Raw genomic sequence first — 17,478 nt, 5'->3', positions numbered from 1 at the left:
TAATTATTATATGGAGGAATTTACAATGACAAACAACAAATGGATTAAATCAGGATTAACACTTTCAGCGGCATTAGTACTTGCAGCATGTGGTGGTGCTGGGAACAAGAGTGAAGAGGGATCAACGGGTGCGGATGATCAAGCAGCCGAGACAACTGAAGAGCAAGTGGATGACCAACATATTCATGTCGGTGCCTCTAACACACCACACGCTGAATTATTAGAATACGTCCAGCCAAAATTAGCTGAAGAAGGTATTGAGTTAGAAATTACGGTCTATGATGACTATGCGCTACAGAACCCTGCATTAGTGAATGGTGATGTAGATGCGAACTACTTCCAACACGTACCATACTTTAATGAGCAAATTAAAGAGAATGATTACGATATTGCTGATATTGGTCACATTCACTTAGAGCCGATTGCTGCCTTCTCTAAGCGCTTTAAGAGCTTAGAAGAATTACCAGATGGTGCAACCATTTATGTCAGCAACAACCGTCCTGACCACGGCCGAATTTTAGAAATTTTTGAAAAAGCTGGCTTACTTGAAATCGATGATGCTATTGATATTACCGAAGCTTCTTTCGAAGACATTAAGGAAAACCCACATGATTACAAATTTGAAACAGACTTTGACCCAGGTTTGATGCCAACATTTTACGAAAACGATGAAGCAGATGCGATCTTCATTAACTCTAACTTCGCAGTGGATGCGGGGATCAATATCTTAGAAGAAAACATTGCTATTCAAGATGCTGATTCGCCATACGCGAACTTGATTGCTGTTCGTAGTGAAGATAAAGATAATCCAGCCTTGAAACGCTTAGTTGAATTACTACAAGACAAAGAAACACAAGATTACATTCTCGAAAAATGGGAAGGTGCTGTACTTCCAGCAACAGACTAATACAATCTGATGGAAAACTGACTGCTATCTTTTTGGATAGCAGTTGGTTTTTTTCTATGTAAAAATTTAGACGTGGCAGATGGCACAATATGGGAAGGCATGGGTAGCGAAATAAGTTGTATGATATTAATGAATCAGTTCCATGTTAGGGTGGATGTTTGATATAATGAGGGTGAAGTAAGGGAATGGAGGTTCTTATGAAGACATTAGTTATTGTATCGCACCCGGATGTACAGGGGTCGAATAGTCAACAATTTCTGAAAGAATCCTTGCCAGTGAGCGAGGACATAACCTATCATCATTTGGAGACAACTTATCCAGATGAAAACATTAACCGTCAAGCAGAACAAGCATTATTGGTGGCGCACGATCGGATTATTTTTCAGTTTCCATTGTATTGGTATTCAAGTCCGCCACTGTTGAAGAAATGGCAAGATGAGGTGTTGACAGAAGGGTTTGCGTACGGTGTTGGTGGTCAAGCCCTTGTAGGCAAGGAGCTAGGCCTAGTTTTGACAGTTGGCATTGCCGAGCAAGCTTATCAAGCAGGTGGGGCTGAACAATTCGCGCTTAGTCAACTATTAATTCCTTATCAAGCAGTGGCGAATAAGGTGGGTATGCGATTTTTAGCCCCATTTGCGATTCATCAGTTTCAGTATATGACTGAGCGTGAGCAGCAAGCCTTATTAATTCGTTACCAGCAATATATGACTTTGCCAGATTTGTCACTGTCAGCACGGGTGAATTGGTTTATCGAGCAGTTGGAAGCTGAGGCGGATAGTTTCGAGATGGATCAAGTGATTGATGTGATAGAAGATTTGCAATTGGAGATTGATGAAATGCGACTGCACTTGAATTATGGAGGACGATGATGATGGAGAGAGCAGATTGGGCCCGAGCTGAGCTAGCTAAACGAGCTGAAGCAAGTCAGAATTATACACAAAAGGCCCTTTACTTAGAAGCAAGTACCTTAATTGAGGAATTAGTGTTACGACGCCAGCAAAATCAAGGAGAACTGGATGGAACACTGTGGTCACCTGAAGAATGGGAGGATTAAGATGAAACGATGGTATATTAGAGGAATGATGATGTTCGTAGCGCTGTTCGGTCTACTCATCGGAGTTAATCATGATGTTAGCGCTAATGAATTGCACCGCTTAGTGATTGATATTAGCTTGCAGTCAGATGGAACAGCCGTTGTATCTGAACAGCGAGAGATGACGGTTGATGAGGGAACAGAGTTGTACTTCACCTTGCCGAATTTAGCGCAAGAATCATTGATTGATTTTTCGGTGGAAGGTTATCAGCCCGTTGATGAGTGGGATATTGATGCTTCCTTGGAAGAAAAAGCGGGGAAATATGGGATTATTGATCAAGGCGATGGAACGTATGAGCTAGCGTGGGGAATGGGCACGCATGGTCAGCAATCATATCATTTAACGTACAACTTATCCAACTTAGTGAAGCAATTGCAAGATGGCCAAGCGCTGTATTGGAATTTTGATACGTTTAGTGATATTCCCGCTGAATCCTTAACAATTCGTGTCAAAAAAATTGACGGCGAGCCACTATCTACTGAAAATGTGAATTTCTGGGGCTTTGGCTTCAAAGGAGATATTCAGTTGGACGGAGAGGAGATTATATGGACCTCGACTGAGACTGCTTCGGAAGGCGCCACGTTGCTCTTACAGTTTCCGGAAGCATTCTTTGATTTGACAGCTATGCGGGATCAGACCTTGCTTGAGCAACGTCAACAGGCACTGGAAGGATCTGTTTATGATATCGAAGAAGCGACGGGAACCGCTAGCAGTACGGATACAGCTGGACATATCGGAGATGATTCGCTATCTGGCAAGACGATTGCCCTCATTATTACAGGAGTTATTGGCGGGATTGGTGCCTTGTTAGGAGGAATTTTCCGCCTAGATTATAAATTCCGACAACATATGCGTAAGCTTGGACATATCTTACCGACAGCAGAATTGGAACGTCAGCATGACGGATTAGAGCGCAGTGAACCGCCTCTTGTTGATGATTATGCCGGTATTGCCAAGGTGCTTCATCAGTTAGGTTATGGTCACTTCGAAGAGATTATGCAAGCTTACTTTATGAAGTGGGCGACTCAGAACTTAATAACGTTGGCTGGTCAGAAAGAGACCTCACTCTGGAGAGGAACGACGCATCATCCAACCATCCAGATTCATGATTATGCAGAGATTGTGGCACGAACAGATTTTTCTGCGGATGATGTTTTGCGTGAAGTCAAAGCTGAAACCTATACGGGAACCTATGAGGATGCACTCTGGGCGATCTTGATGGATGCCGCTGATACAACTGGGCAGGTGACCGGTGAAGCATTGAAAAAATGGCATAAACACCATGCTAAGCAGATGAATTACTTGGCTGATTACTTAATGGACTATTCGGAAGATTACTTAGAAGCAGAGGGATACTTCCGTTTTGGCCATACGAGATATTGGATGACGAAACACGAGACAATGGTGCCGAGTGAACAAGGGCAAGCGTTAGTTGATCATATTGTTCAGTTTCGTCAATACTTGCAAGAACAAGATTATGGTCAGGTTCTGAGTGCATTTCATCAAGCGGATACGGAAGCTGAAGCGATGATTTGGAGTGTGTTAGTGGGCTCTAGTCAACCGATAATGGATTATCTAGAGGAGTTATCGGAGACAGATGCGCATTATCCGTTCTATAGCTACTATTATCCTTATTATTATGGTGCATTTGGAGCGAGAGTGGAGAGTGCAAGTGGTCTTACAAGTGGTGGGTTCAGTTCTGCGACAAGTCCAGCTACAGGCGCTGGTGGAACAACTGGTATTGGAGGCGGAACCGGTGCTGGCGGTGGTGGAGGTGGCGGGGCCCGTTAACGGTAGTCGCTTGCTACATCTAGTTGCAAAGTTGTGCGAGTCTTCTAAGCTTTCATAGAAAAATCTGACTTTTCGAATGAAAAAAGCAAATACTCGTGATATAATCTTGAGGTGAAGGAGCGAAGTAAAATGACAATTAAGAAAATGATAAAAACAACGATCTTGATGGTAGTAGCCATAATTATAAGTATCGGTGTAGTGGAATCTGCATCGGCTATGATCGAGACGAAAGAATGGAAGAAGCCAACGTTTGTCTACGGTGGAGGCTTGAATGCCGATGAGATCAATCAGACAGCCGGAATTTTTGAAATTTCGCGTCAGGATGTAGTGGAAGCCCCGATTACAGGAGAAGATTACGGGAAGTATTTAGGCACAGCGCCGGTAGATACATCAGCCTTGATTTCATCTGTCTTAGTGGTGAAACAGAATAATATCTCCGGGGTAGAAGTTATCAATAAAACACCGAATAATATTACACAGGTGACGCAACTCCAGTATACGAATGCAGCGATCACAGCTGGGATTACCAATGCACGTATCTATGTGGGAAGTATTAAGCAAGTGACGGGAACCAGTGCCTTAACAGGTGTGTATAAAGCTTATGCCATGAATGGGGAGAACTTAGAATCTGATCGGATGGAAGTCGCTCAAGTGGAATTAGAAACCACCAACCAGATTGCTTCCAGCTTAGATGAAACAGATAGTGTGAAGCTGGAACAAGCCATTGTTGATATTAAGAAGGACTTGGCAGAGTTGAAGCAACAAGTCGGTGAGTTGGCGACACGTGAAGATATTGAACGTATTATTAATGATGCGCTTATGCAACATCAATTGCAAAATGTGATTACAACTGAACAGATTGATCGCTTAATTTCGTTATTTGAACGGTACCAGCAGACGAGTGCTATCGACTCAACAGAAGTGACGGAACAATTGAATAACTTTGCGAATGATATTTCAGGCCGTTTCGATTCATTCGTACAAGATGCTAAAGATAGTGGCCTCTGGGATCGTATTGTCCAGTTTTTCCAAAGTATCTGGGAAAGTATCATGGGCTTGTTCGGTGAATCGAATGGTGTTACGGAATCGTCTATTCAAGAACCAACATTGACTGATCCAACTGAAGACTTAGACCAGAAAACCTTTGAATCAGCAGCACCACAATCGGATGATCAGACAGACATGGGTGTTGAGCAACCAACAGCAGATGACCAACCGATTGATGGCCAAGATGAGACGATTGAATAAGGTGATCAATAGATAGTCCAAGGCGATTAGAGTTGCTGAAAGCGTAAGATGAGAGATTCTTTGCTGTCGTGAAATTGGGCAGTGAAGAATTTTTTTATTCATATTGGTAATAGCTATTAATGAGAGAGTGAGGGAGAGATGATGAGAGTTGTGAAGGTTGTGCTAAAAGGCTTGATGTGGGGAATTGGCATCATTGTCGCAGGTATTATTGCAATTAATATATTCGCTCAAGTATCTACCCTTCAACAAAAAGTATCAGTGGATGAAGTTGGTCAACAGTTTGATAACGCCCCAGTTGTGGTTGTCTTAGGGGCAGGAGTGACACCGAATAAAGAGCCAAGTTTAGTGCTTAAAAAGCGCCTAGATAAAGCAAGTGAGATCTATCAACAGTATCCGGAGGCGACGTTTATTATGTCGGGAGATCATCAAGGTCCTTATTATAATGAAGTATCAGTGATGAAGGCTTATTTAAGTGAACAGGCCGGTATTCCTAGTCGCCAAATTTATTTGGATCATTTAGGCATCAATACGTATAGTAGTATGTATCGGCTGCAACAAGTTTTTGGGGTAAATCATGTAGCAGTTGTTACGCAATCTAGTCACTTGAGCCGTGCATTGATGATGGCAAATGGCTTAGGGCTTGAAGCAGTAGGGGTCTCTGCTAGCGAGGATAATAATATCCAATTATCACAATTTGTACGTGAGGTGGGAGCAACGGTGAAAGCTTTTGCCGAAGTCTATACACCATTAAAGCCGACTGTGGTCTATGAGAGCAACCGAATTGATATGAATCAAGGTGGCGATCAGACAGATGAATTTTATTAAATAGTAGCTAGATACTTTTAAGTAAACTTAAAAGTATATTTAATAGACCTTTATAATATGTTGTGTTATAATGACCGTACTATCTATTAAGTAAAGGAAGGGATATTATGACGATCAATCAAGAACTAATCAATCGATTCAACCAACGTTATCAGGATAATCCGACTAATCAGGCAGTAGAGAGTGCGATTGCCAAGGTAGGAATCAATGATGCATCACTCAATAATAATACCGTTCGTTCGCATCCGTTTGTGTTTTCGGATGAGACGAAGCGAGGCGATATGACGAATCAGAAGTCAAGTGGCAGATGTTGGATATTCGCTGCTCTCAATACAGCTCGGGTAGATACGATGGCGACGCTGAATGTGAAGACATTCGAGTTTTCCCAAAATTATGCCTTATTCTGGGACAAGTTGGAGAAGGCGAACTATTTTTTAGATAATATCATCGAAACAGTGGACGAACCGTTAAATTCCCGCCTTGTTCAACATTTATTGAATAGCCCACTTGAAGATGGTGGCCAGTGGGATATGTTTGCCAACTTATTGAAAAAATATGGAGCTGTGCCAAAATCGGTCATGCCCGAAACCTATCACTCATCGAATACAGGACATTTAGTGGCGGTATTAACACATTATTTACGTGCATTTGCCAAAGATTTACGTGATCAAGCAGAACAAGGAGCCTCTACAGAAGCCTTAACAGAGCAAAAAGAAGAGATGTTGTATGTGATTTACAATGTCTTGACGAAAGCATTAGGAACAGTGCCGGAGTCATTCCGTTATGAGTATCGTGATAAAGATGATGTGTTCCATCGCTTGGAAGAAACAACACCACAAGCATTCTTTGAAAAATATGTTGATTGGCATTTAGACAACTTAGTCAGTCTAATTCATGCGCCGACTGATGATAAACCAATGGGGCGAGCCTATACGGTTAAATTCTTAGGTACTGTAGCGGAAGGGGAGCCGATTACGTATATTAATACACCGATTGAAGTCTTGAAGCAAGCAGCTATTGCCTCTATTCAGGATGGGAAGCCGGTCTGGTTCGGTTGTGATGTGGGTAAGATGTCACATCGCGATTCAGGAATTATGGACAAAGACTTATATGGTTATGAAGCCACATTAGGACATCCCCTCCGATTAGATAAAGCAGCCCGACTTGATTATGGCGAAAGTTTACTCACACATGCCATGGTGCTTGTTGGAGTGGACTTAGCTGATGATGGTAGTCCGCTTACGTGGAAAGTTGAGAACAGTTGGGGTGAAAAAGTTGGAGATAAAGGTATTTTCTCCATGAGTGATGCGTGGTTTGATGAATATACGTATCAAGTGACCGTTGACCGAAAATATGTTGAACAAGCTTGGTTGGAGGCACTAGACAAGCCGATAATCGAACTTGACCCATGGGATCCGATGGGGTCACTCGCAACGGTTCATTAAGATTATGAGTTGAAGTAAGCAGTCCTAGTTCACATTAGGACTGCTTTTTTAGAGGACATACAAGACATAATTCAAACATAATACATGGTACAAATTGAAACAGACTAGTTTACAAAGATATTCTTTTTCGATAAAATAGGGGTGTGATAATCTGGGAGGAGGGATTTTATGAAATGGTTTAGTCGATTATTAATGTCAGTTGGTGTGTTCTTCTTGATGGCCTTCGGGTATACAACGTGGGATCATGCCAATGCAAGCTCTGTTACTTTGGATGAAGCAAGAACGGTCCTCGAGACGAAGCAAGTAGAGGCAGCTGAACAAGAAGAGTATGATATTGCGAACTTCACGGCAGAGAAGAATGAAGCATTCGGTGTCTTAACTGTTCCGAAGCTAGATAACCGTAGTGTCGGTGTTGTTGAAGGAGCGGATGCAGATTCCTTGCGTCGTGGTGTCGGACACGTATCCAGTACAGCCTTCCCCGGACAAGGTGAGCAAATTGTTCTCTCAGGACACCGCGATACGGTATTCCGTGACTTTGGCCAGATCGAAGTTGGGGATACGTTTGTTGTAGAGATGCCTTATGGAACGTATGAATATGAGATTTATCAACGTGATATTGTCGATGCTGACGATCGAACGGTTATCCGTGAGATGGGCGAGGAAGTACTCGTTGTGACAACGTGTTACCCATTCGAGATGTACGGATTTGCTCCAGATCGGGCAGTCTTCTACTCACGTCCAGTGAATAAATAATGAATAATTAACTGTCTAATACTTCCTGCCATGTGTGGGAAGTGTTTTTTCTTTAGCGTGTGTTGAATGGAGGAAATGAATGAAACGATTGTTGATTGGTCTGGTGAAAGGGTATCAGCACTATATTTCACCGTTGACACCACCGAGTTGTCGCTATCATCCGACGTGTAGTCATTATATGGTACAAGCGATTGAAAAACATGGTGCAATAAAAGGGACAACAATGGGATTGGCTCGTATTATGCGCTGTCACCCCTTCACAGATGGCGGATTCGATACGGTACCGGAATATTTTACAGTGAAGCGGAATCCAGCTGATCTGGATCGTCAGACGTATGAAAGAGTGGAAGCACTAGATGAGATTGAGCAGTTATTGACTGTATATCATGAGAAGTTAAATATTCGATCAGAAGCAGTGACATTGAAGCAAGCGGCAGCCGAATTGGTTTCGCTTAAGGCGTGTCCCCTTGATAAGATATCCACTGAACAGTTAGCTGAGCTTGTCTCAGAAGAGGTGGGGGCTATCTCAGATTGGGAGTTGTACCGTGTCGTGCACGATAAGAGAAGCGAGGCGTATTTTTCTCAAGTAGCGCCAGGACCGCTCGATCAGATTTGGGATCCGGGAGCGATTGGCTTATTAATTAATGAGGAGCTAGGTATTTATGAGAGTAACTCAGTGGAGCTATTAGTTGATGTCATTCGGCAGTACGGTGTGACTGAACGCGATATTCAAGCGCGAAGTGATCGCTTGTTTGATTATCTTTATGTGCTACGTGAAACAGATATTTAGTAATTTAACCATTTTTTAAGCAGTTAGCCACTTAATCGTGATACAATAGGAGAGAATGGAGGGGGTTCGTATGCGGATATTAGTAGCAGATGATGATCGTGAAATTTGTAATTTACTTGAAATCTATATTAAAAATGAAGGTTATGACGTATTGAAGGCATATGATGGGCAAGAGGCACTCGATATCATTCAAAGGGAAGCAATTGATTGCTTAATCCTGGATGTGATGATGCCGAAGAAGAGTGGGTTGGAAGTGGTGAAGGAAGTACGAGCATATTCGCATTTGCCGATTTTGATGTTGAGTGCGAAGACGAGTGATGTTGATAAAATTCGTGGCTTATCGAATGGAGCGGATGATTATGTCGTGAAGCCGTTTAGTCCGCTCGAAGTATTGGCTCGGGTGAAGTCGTTGATTCGGCGTAGTACGTATAATCAGACTGAACGCAATACGGGTGAGTTAGAAGTGGGTCCGCTTCTCATTAGCAAGGAACGTCATGAAGTTGAGACAGTTGATGGCCAGTCGATTCCACTGACAGCACTCGAATTTGGGATTCTTTACTTACTAGCAAGCTACCCCAATCGTGTATTTAATGCAGATGAAATTTTTGAAAAAGTTTGGAAGCAAGAGAGCTTAGTGCCAGCAAAGACGGTAATGGTCCATGTGAGTCATCTGCGTGATAAGATCGAACAAGCGACAGGTGGCGAACAGATTATTAAGACCGTCTGGGGTGTCGGCTACAAGATTGAAGCATAAGACGGATGAACTATTGTAAGAGGACGGGGAGAAGATGAAGCTAACGACTAAAGAAAAAATGCGCTTAGTGGTGGAAGGTGTCATTACGGCGGGTATTATTCTCTTAATGTATGTGGCGACGCATCAAATTATGACCCGATTAGCTGTTTATATACTTGATAGTAAGCGTGAGGTTTGGTCTGAGGAATTTCTAGTCCAAATTCGCGACCAACAGTTTTGGGGGTTGACCCCGTATGTGGGTGTGTTCTTATTAATTATTATGGGTATTCTAGTTTACTGGCGATTGAAGCGACGATTACGTCAATATGAGCTGAGCCATATTATTGATGAGTTGCATTATATTGCGCAAGGGAACTTCGAACATCGAATCCGTGGTCAGTATCGTGATGAAGTCAAGCGGGTTGTTGAGAGTATTCATATGCTAGTGGATTCAGCACTTCAAGCGATGGAAGAAGAACGGCTGATCGAACAGTCTAAAGATGAATTAATTACCAATGTGAGTCATGATATTCGTACGCCACTTACATCAATTATTGGCTACCTTGGCTTGATTGAACATCAACGCTATCATTCAGAGGCAGAATTGACTCAATATGCGAGCGTGGCCTTCGAGAAAGCGCAACAGATGAAGGTCTTAGTGGACAACCTATTCGAATACACAAAAGTTCGCCAAACAACGACACCACTTAATCTGACTCAGTTCGATATGGTACAATTACTAGAACAATTAGTGATAGATTTTGAACTAGAAGCAGAGAAGCAAGCGATGCAGTTGACGGTATCCACGCAAGCACCACATGTTCACATGCAAGGTGATACAGAAAAACTCGTGCGAGCAGTGAGCAACTTGCTCTCGAATGCTTTAAAATACGGCAGTGATGGGGACCAAGTGAAAGTAAATGTAAAGTGTTATGAGCCAACAGATGAAGTTATTATTCAAATAAAAAATAATGGGACCCCGCTGGAAGCGACTCATTTGGAGGATATTTTTGAGCGATTCTATCGGGCGGAAGAATCGCGTTCTCAAGCAATTGAGGGAAGTGGTTTAGGTTTAGCGATTACGAAGAGTATTATTGATTTGCATCACGGCAATATTAGCGCTCGTGTCGAAGCAGGTTGGACAATTTTCCAAATCACATTACCGCGAATACAAGTTGTTCAAAATGGGGGAGAATAATGAAACAAGTCATGCATAAGTTAATAGGGATGGTGGGGGTTGCGCTAATTCTCATCTTCATTCAGCCAATTACTGCTTTAGCAGGCTTCGCGAATGCGCCGAATGTACCTGCTGAATCAGCGGTCTTAATTGATGCCGAGAGTGGTCAAGTCTTAGTTGATCAACAAGGTCATGAAGTGCGTGAGATCGCTTCAACTACAAAAATGATTGTCCAATATATTACACTATCAAAGATTCATGCCGGTGAGTTGGATTGGGAGGAACCAGTTAATATTAGTGATTACGTGATGGACTTGACGGAAGATCCCAAACTAGCTAACTTACCGCTTAATCAGGAAGATACATTTACAGTTCGCGAGTTATTTATGGGGATGAGTATTGCCAGTGCCAATGCAATGACCGTTGCTTTAGCAGAGCATATTGCGGGTTCAGAAGAAGCGTTTGTTACCCAGATGCGCGAATTAATGACCGATTGGGGCCTGGAAGACGCGCATTTAGTGAATGCAACAGGACTGAATAATGAAGATTTACAAGGCGGTCCACTGCTCAATACAGCCACGGATGATGAGAACCGCATGTCAGCACGTAGCTTAGCGGCGGTAGCCCAGCGATTAGTGACTGATTTTCCTGAAATACTAGAAATTACAGCACTCACGAGCTATACATACCGGCCTGACTCGCCGGCAGAACAAGACGTCAGTAGCTATAATTTTATGCTGCCGGGATTTCCTTATGCTTATCCTGGGGTGAAAGGCTTGAAGACAGGCACAACAATTAATGCGGGAGGCAGTTTTGTTGGCTATTTAGATCAGGAACCAACACCTCTTATTTCCGTGGTGTTGCATGCGGGTGATGGCTTTATGGATAAATTCAGTCGCTTCGATGCAACAGCAAAATTGTTTGATTATGCCATGGCTGACTTGGAGTATATCAATGTTCCACAAGTGAACTTACATCATGAAGAATTGACCGATTATCCCGTAGCTGATGGAACAATAGAGACAGTTGATTTGGAGATCGAGGGGAACTTGCCGGTCTACTTACCAGAAGAAGTAGCAGATTTGTATGAAGTGACGTATGAGATGGATCAATCTGCCGTCGATAAAAATGAGCAGTTACAACCACCATTTGTGGCAGGCGAAACAGTGGGAACTGCCACCGTGCATCCGACCGAAGCAGGACTGGACTATCTCGGTGACTTGCCGGAGGATTATTTTACCTTTCCAATTGTAACGACAGAAGCATCCGAGCAGTTGAATATCTTTCAACGTCTTCAGCGCAATATCAGTCAATGGTGGAAAAATTTAAGGTAAGTTGTATAATTAAATGCAAGCAAGAAAATACTAAAAAAAGCCATATTCTCTGTTAATCTGATAGCATTCACACCCATACAGAAAGGACAGAGAAATATGACTCACGTTAAGTGTACCAAATTAAAGCTAAAAGGTAAACATTTAGATGAAGAAGATGATCGGGAATAATTTGGAAAAAATGGCTCGTCAAAATCGTCAGCTCCCTAAGCATAAGCGATTGACTCAAGCAGATGTTGCACAATAATAATTAATAGCTGGTTAATGACTAAAGCAATTCTTTTTCTTGCAAGAAGTTTTCAATATCTTGTTGTTTTGATCGATCAAATTCTAATCGTTGTTCTTCTCCCTGATTCATATCAAACTTTAAAATAACTTTATCCATTTTGTCATTCGTTAAGGTGGCGTTACTTGCTTTTTGGTAAGAGACTTTATGCACATTACGAATAGGGAACATGGCTCCCATACTTCCCCCGGCATTGACGAATAATTTAATCTCACAATGAATATTGTTTTCGGCTAGTCCATAATACTTCACTGAAAGTATCCGACTGATGATAATCAGGGCGATAATAATGAGAATAGTAGCGGGTGCTTGCTGGTACATAAACGTATAGATTCCTAATGCAACAGAGATAATCACTGTGTAGCCAATATTCCAAAGTCGTTTCATTTTGCCAGGTTGTCCAGGAATTATAATTTTTTTGGCATCATTTAATTGCACCATTATTCCGATAATAAGTCCAACAACAGCAAGTCCCAAAATTGCATTCATTTCCATAGATTCAACTAAAAAATATTCTTTCATGATGTGTCCTCTTTTCCAATTTAATTAACAAAGTAAAAGTGATGAGCCGAAGTGAGCATTAAAACGATTCACCCGGGAATTAGACCGATCATTTCATCGCGCATGCAGGTGAGAAAACGTCTTTGGTAGACTGCAGCTTGAAGATGTCCCTGAATATTGTCTTCAGTATACAAAACATTGATACCTTCTGCAATATATTCCGCTTGTTCTTCTCTATAGCGACTAGCCAACATTTCTTTATTAACGGTTACTTGCCCGTTTTCATATACAATATCATAATTATAAATAAATTGAAATACCTTTTTCCTATCTGGTAGAGATTAGTGCCTATTTAGACAAGCGATCTTACTAAATAATATCGAGCTTTAAATTTGCACCTGTATTGATTTAGCGGTACAATAGAACTAATTAAATGAATAATTAAATACGAATCATCTGTCCTAGTAAGTAGCGGAATCTAACAGAGAGTCAGCGGGTGGTGTGAGCTGACAGAGGAAGGTGCTGAATCCAGCAGATGAGTAAATAATGACCAAGGACAGGGATGACTGCTAAGTGATCCCTGTGTACAAGTTATTTCGGTAGATCCGTTATCCAAGTTGAGTGCAAGCTAGGCCTGTTTAATGGCATGGCTTGAAAGTTGGGTGGCACCGCGAGAGGCAGTCTTCGTCCCTAGTTGAGGGATAGGGACTGCCTTTTTCAGAATAAAAATTAAGAGATAAAGGAGCGATAGTCATGTTAGATATGAAGGGCATGCGCGAGCAGATTGATTTATATAAGCAGAAGTTGCAGTCGAGAGGAGTGGCTGCTGAAGTTGTTGATGAATTAGTAGCGTTAGATGAGAAGCGACGTGAGCTCATCCAAACATCAGAAACCTTGAAGCAGCGCCGTAATGATGTATCCAGTACGATCGGTGAGAAGAAGCGAGCCGGTGAATCAGCTGAGGATGCGATTGCTGAGATGCAAGAAGTTGCTGCAGAAATTAGAGACCTTGATGAGAAGTTAGCTGAGATTGAGGAACGTCTGCAAGAGCAGTTATCTTGGTTACCGAACTTACCACATGAATCAGTGCCGGTAGGTGAGGATGAAGAAGATAATGTTGAAGTGAAACGTTGGGGAGATGAGTTTATCCCTGATTTCTCAGATTTTCCTAATGGCGAGCCTAAAGCACACTGGGATTTAGGGAAAGATTTAGATATTTTAGACTTTTCACGTGGGGCGAAGGTGGCGAGTTCGCGTTTTCTTTACTACAAGGGCTTAGGCGCACGCTTGGAGCGAGCTTTGTACAATTATATGTTGGACAAGCATGTGGATGAGAATGGTTATCGTGAGATGATTCCGCCTTATTTAGTCAATGATCAGGCGATGTATGGAACCGGTCAATTCCCGAAATTTACGGAAGATGTTTTCCAAGTTGATAAGCACCCACTGACGATGATCTCAACAGCGGAGATTCCATTGACTAACTTTTATGCGGATGAAATTATCGAAGAAACGTTACCAATCTACTTGACGGCACTGTCACCAAGTTTTCGCTCTGAAGCGGGGAGTGCGGGTCGCGATACACGGGGATTGATACGTTTGCACCAGTTCAATAAAGTTGAGATGGTGAAGTTCTCTGAGCCAGAGACGTCTTATGATGAGTTAGAGAAGATGTTGGTCAATGCGGAAGAGATCTTGCAAGAGTTGAAATTGCCGTACCGCGTGTTGACGTTATGTACGGGGGATATGGGCTTCTCAGCTGCGAAGACATATGATATTGAAGTTTGGATTCCAGCGCAGGAGACTTATCGTGAGATTAGTTCATGCTCGAACTGCGAAGATTTCCAAGCGCGACGAGCGAAGATTCGTTACCGCAATGAAGAAGGGAATCCGAAGTTAGTACACACTCTGAATGGTTCTGGTTTAGCAGTAGGACGTACGGTCGCAGCGATTCTTGAGAATTATCAACAACCGGATGGCAGCGTGAAAATTCCGGACGTGCTCGTGCCTTATATGGGTGGGAAGACAGTAATTAAGGAGGAAAAATAAATGAGTCATAATTTTAAGACAGCAGTATTTGCTGGGGGATGTTTTTGGTGCATGGTGAAGCCGTTCGATTCATTAGATGGGATCGAACAAGTTTTATCCGGCTACACAGGTGGTCATGTGGAGAATCCCACCTATGAAGAGGTTTGTTCAGGGACGACGGGGCATACTGAAGCGGTTGAGATTACGTATGATCCGAGTAAGATGTCATACGAAGAATTAGTTAATATTTACTGGCAACAGACTGATCCGACCGATGCGAGTGGACAATTTGCTGATCGTGGTGATTCATATCGTCCGGTGATTTTCTATGAGAATGAAGAAGAGAAAGTTATTGCTGAACAGTCTAAGCGTGAGTTGGATGCGAGTGGCCGTTTTACTAAGCCGATTGTTGTTTCCATTGAAGAGAAGGAGACCTTCTACCCGGCAGAAGACTATCATCAAGATTTTTATAAGAAAAATAATGCGCACTACACCCGTTACCGTAAGGGAAGTGGGCGCGATGATTTCTTAGATGAGCACTGGGATTAATAGGTTAACTGGATGCAAAAAAGGAGGCTAATATATGGCGATGGTAGATAAGATGCGTGTTGTATCACTTGATGCGGGACGGAAGTATTTTTCCTTAGAGCAGTTAAAAAATGTAGTCGATATGCTAGCGGACAATGGTTATACACATTTGCACTTGTTGGTCGGCAATGATGGTCTGCGCCTTATATTGAATGATATGCGTCTAGATGTTGCGGGGACGGTTTATGAGAGTGAGGCAGTCCAAGAAGCGATTAAGGTCGGAAATGTGGCTTATTATGATGATCCGAATGGGAATACACTAACGGAAGCAGAGATGGATGAGTTGCTGGTCTATATGGGAGAACGCGATATTGAGCTGATTCCGGCTGTCAATACACCGGGCCATATGGATGCTATCCTAGAAGCAATGAAGCATTTAGGCATCGAAGCGCCCAACTATGTCTATCATGATCCGGATTCCGGAGAGTCAACTGTATCAAAAAGAACAGTTGATCTAAAAAATGATCGAGCAGTTGCTTTTACGAAGGCACTTGTTGAGTTGTATGCGACGTACTTTGAAGGGAAAGTAGCTTTCTTCAATATGGGCTTGGATGAGTATGCTAATGATGCGATTCCGAACTGGATGCCGGGCTGGAAGAACTTACAGAAATGCGGAGAATATGCGGACTTTGTAGCTTATACCAATGATTTAGCACATCTATTGAAGCAGCACGGTTTACGTCCGATTGCGTTCAATGATGGTCTGTACTTCGATTATGTGAGTGATCAAGGAACATTCGATTCCAATATTGTGATTGCGTACTGGACAGCGGGCTGGGAAGATTATGAGGTAGCCTCCTCGCATTACTTCAGCGAGCGCGGGCATGATATCTTGAACACGAATGATTCATGGTATTATGTGATTGGTCGCGAGGATAAAGAGAGCGGCTGGTATAACTTAGAACAAGGCTTGGATGGCATGAATAAGGTACCATTTAATCAAGTGTTGAAAGATGAAGACGAAGCTATTCCGACAATTGGTAGCATGATTGCCGCTTGGTGTGACGATCCGGATGTACCGTATATCGAACCGCATCTTAAACACTGGCTTGAAACATTTGCCCAGAAAAATAATCAGCAGTTTTCAAACTAATGAGTAACCAAAAATGGCTAATTGTCCACATGATGTGTGGATAATTAGCCATTTTATCTGTTAGATTGTTAGGATTTAAGAATAAATCTTTCAATCGCGTGAGCGACACCACCGTCATCATTGGTAGGCGCGATATAATCGGCCAAGTCTTTCAGTTCATCGATGGCGTTACCAACTGCAACACCGATGCCACAGGTGGTAATTAAATCTAGGTCATTCCCGCTATCACCAATCCCCATTGTATCACTGAGGTCAATTCCCAATTGTTCAGCTAAATAAGCGACAGCTTTTCCTTTACTTGCTTGGGGATGAATCATCTCTAAGTAATAAGGTTGGCTACGTAAGGCGGTGAATTGGTTACTGTAATGTTCTTTCATATGTGCTTGTGCGCGATCTAAGATATCTGGTTCATCGACCATCATGAATTTATTATAAATCAGTGACTCATCGAGTTCATCAACAGGTTGATAGAAGAGGGGTAAGTCTGTCAACCAAGCTTCACGAACAGTGTAAGGACTAAGTGGGTTGTTTGGTGTAAAAATACCTCCGTCAGCGATCGCGTGTGCGTGCGCACCAATCTCTTCACTCACATCAAATAACGTGCGGATATCATCAAGATCTAATGTCGCATCCGCAAAAATGGTATCGTCAGCTAAGTTCGTCGTAACAGCTCCGTTATACGTAATTAAAAACTGTCCCGCGTCCTTCAAGCCGAGCTCTTCGGCGTAGCGCATCGCACTCGGGGTAGCACGCCCGGTACATAAGACGACTTTGACACCTGCTTCAAGTGCACGAGAAATCATCTCGGGGGCAGCTGAGTGTACCTCGTGACTGGATGTCAGTAAGGTATCATCAATATCAATTGCTAATAATTTTATAGACATGTTG

16 protein-coding genes, 1 pseudogene and 1 other annotated feature are annotated in these 17,478 nt (G+C 42.6%); of the genes and pseudogenes, 15 read left to right on the top strand and 2 right to left on the bottom strand.

The window, feature by feature from the left end; genetic code table 11:
- The first annotated feature begins 25 nt into the window (after positions 1-25).
- From HMPREF9703_RS00930 to HMPREF9703_RS00875, 12 genes and pseudogenes are all read left to right on the top strand, one after another.
- Positions 26-907 carry a MetQ/NlpA family ABC transporter substrate-binding protein gene (locus HMPREF9703_RS00930; protein ID WP_004634770.1) on the top strand — a complete coding sequence of 294 codons (882 nt, stop codon included), beginning with the start codon at positions 26-28 and terminating at the stop codon, positions 905-907.
- Between the two features lie 197 nt (positions 908-1,104).
- A complete protein-coding gene (locus HMPREF9703_RS00925) occupies positions 1,105-1,776 on the top strand; it encodes an NAD(P)H-dependent oxidoreductase (protein ID WP_004634769.1) in 672 nt (223 codons plus the stop codon).
- A complete protein-coding gene (locus tag HMPREF9703_RS00920; protein WP_004634768.1) occupies positions 1,776-1,961 on the top strand; it encodes a hypothetical protein in 186 nt (61 codons plus the stop codon). Before HMPREF9703_RS00925 ends, HMPREF9703_RS00920 begins: the two co-directional genes overlap by 1 nt.
- A gap of 1 nt (position 1,962) precedes the next feature.
- Positions 1,963-3,792 (top strand): DUF2207 domain-containing protein, encoded by a 1,830-nt coding sequence (locus HMPREF9703_RS00915; RefSeq protein ID WP_004634767.1) that lies wholly within the window; start codon positions 1,963-1,965, stop codon positions 3,790-3,792.
- A gap of 129 nt (positions 3,793-3,921) precedes the next feature.
- A complete protein-coding gene (locus HMPREF9703_RS00910; protein WP_004634766.1) occupies positions 3,922-5,040 on the top strand; it encodes a DUF1002 domain-containing protein in 1,119 nt (372 codons plus the stop codon).
- 141 nt (positions 5,041-5,181) lie between these two features.
- The gene (locus HMPREF9703_RS00905) at positions 5,182-5,865 is read left to right on the top strand and encodes a SanA/YdcF family protein (RefSeq protein ID WP_004634765.1); all 684 of its coding nucleotides are present in this window, start codon (positions 5,182-5,184) and stop codon (positions 5,863-5,865) included.
- 107 nt (positions 5,866-5,972) lie between these two features.
- On the top strand, positions 5,973-7,310 hold the full coding sequence (locus tag HMPREF9703_RS00900) for a C1 family peptidase (RefSeq protein WP_004634764.1): 1,338 nt from the start codon (positions 5,973-5,975) through the stop codon (positions 7,308-7,310).
- 168 nt (positions 7,311-7,478) lie between these two features.
- Complete coding sequence (srtD, locus tag HMPREF9703_RS00895) at positions 7,479-8,063, top strand: class D sortase, LPxTATN-specific (protein WP_004634763.1); 585 nt, start codon at positions 7,479-7,481, stop codon at positions 8,061-8,063.
- Positions 8,064-8,142: 79 nt separating this feature from the next.
- Positions 8,143-8,376 (top strand): annotated as a pseudogene (gene yidD, locus HMPREF9703_RS09175) (membrane protein insertion efficiency factor YidD); the annotation flags it as partial.
- Positions 8,377-8,923: 547 nt separating this feature from the next.
- On the top strand, positions 8,924-9,607 hold the full coding sequence (locus HMPREF9703_RS00885; RefSeq protein ID WP_004634761.1) for a response regulator transcription factor: 684 nt from the start codon (positions 8,924-8,926) through the stop codon (positions 9,605-9,607).
- 34 nt (positions 9,608-9,641) lie between these two features.
- Positions 9,642-10,784 (top strand): sensor histidine kinase, encoded by a 1,143-nt coding sequence (locus HMPREF9703_RS00880; RefSeq protein WP_004634760.1) that lies wholly within the window; start codon positions 9,642-9,644, stop codon positions 10,782-10,784.
- Positions 10,784-12,097: a serine hydrolase gene (locus HMPREF9703_RS00875; RefSeq protein WP_004634759.1), complete on the top strand. Its 1,314-nt coding sequence runs from the start codon at positions 10,784-10,786 to the stop codon at positions 12,095-12,097. Before HMPREF9703_RS00880 ends, HMPREF9703_RS00875 begins: the two co-directional genes overlap by 1 nt.
- 265 nt (positions 12,098-12,362) lie before the next feature.
- On the opposite strand, the gene HMPREF9703_RS00870 is transcribed toward HMPREF9703_RS00875, so the two are convergent.
- Entirely contained in the window at positions 12,363-12,902 is a 540-nt protein-coding gene (locus tag HMPREF9703_RS00870; protein ID WP_004634758.1) for a hypothetical protein, read from the bottom strand.
- Between the two features lie 420 nt (positions 12,903-13,322).
- Positions 13,323-13,576 (top strand) — a binding site (T-box leader).
- Between the two features lie 58 nt (positions 13,577-13,634).
- On the opposite strand from HMPREF9703_RS00870, the gene serS reads away from it, so the two are divergent.
- Genes serS through HMPREF9703_RS00855 form a run of 3 tightly spaced genes read left to right on the top strand, consistent with a single transcriptional unit; the run spans position 13,635 to position 16,590 of the window.
- Positions 13,635-14,930, top strand: a complete 1,296-nt coding sequence (gene serS, locus HMPREF9703_RS00865; protein WP_004634757.1) for a serine--tRNA ligase — start codon at positions 13,635-13,637, stop codon at positions 14,928-14,930.
- On the top strand, positions 14,931-15,458 hold the full coding sequence (msrA, locus tag HMPREF9703_RS00860; RefSeq protein ID WP_004634756.1) for a peptide-methionine (S)-S-oxide reductase MsrA: 528 nt from the start codon (positions 14,931-14,933) through the stop codon (positions 15,456-15,458).
- A 34-nt stretch (positions 15,459-15,492) separates the two neighbouring features.
- A complete protein-coding gene (locus HMPREF9703_RS00855; protein WP_004634755.1) occupies positions 15,493-16,590 on the top strand; it encodes a beta-N-acetylhexosaminidase in 1,098 nt (365 codons plus the stop codon).
- 68 nt (positions 16,591-16,658) lie between these two features.
- Here HMPREF9703_RS00855 and yidA read toward each other — a convergent pair whose 3' ends face one another.
- Positions 16,659-17,474, bottom strand: coding sequence for a sugar-phosphatase (gene yidA / locus HMPREF9703_RS00850; RefSeq protein WP_004634754.1), 816 nt, complete (start codon positions 17,472-17,474; stop codon positions 16,659-16,661).
- Positions 17,475-17,478 lie beyond the last annotated feature (4 nt).

The organism is Dolosigranulum pigrum ATCC 51524 (assembly GCF_000245815.1).
In the GTDB taxonomy this organism is placed as follows: Bacteria; Bacillota; Bacilli; order Lactobacillales; family Carnobacteriaceae_A; genus Dolosigranulum; species Dolosigranulum pigrum.
The sequence above is the reverse complement of the archived record's forward strand: the minus strand, read 5'-3'. Positions and strand labels throughout refer to the sequence as shown.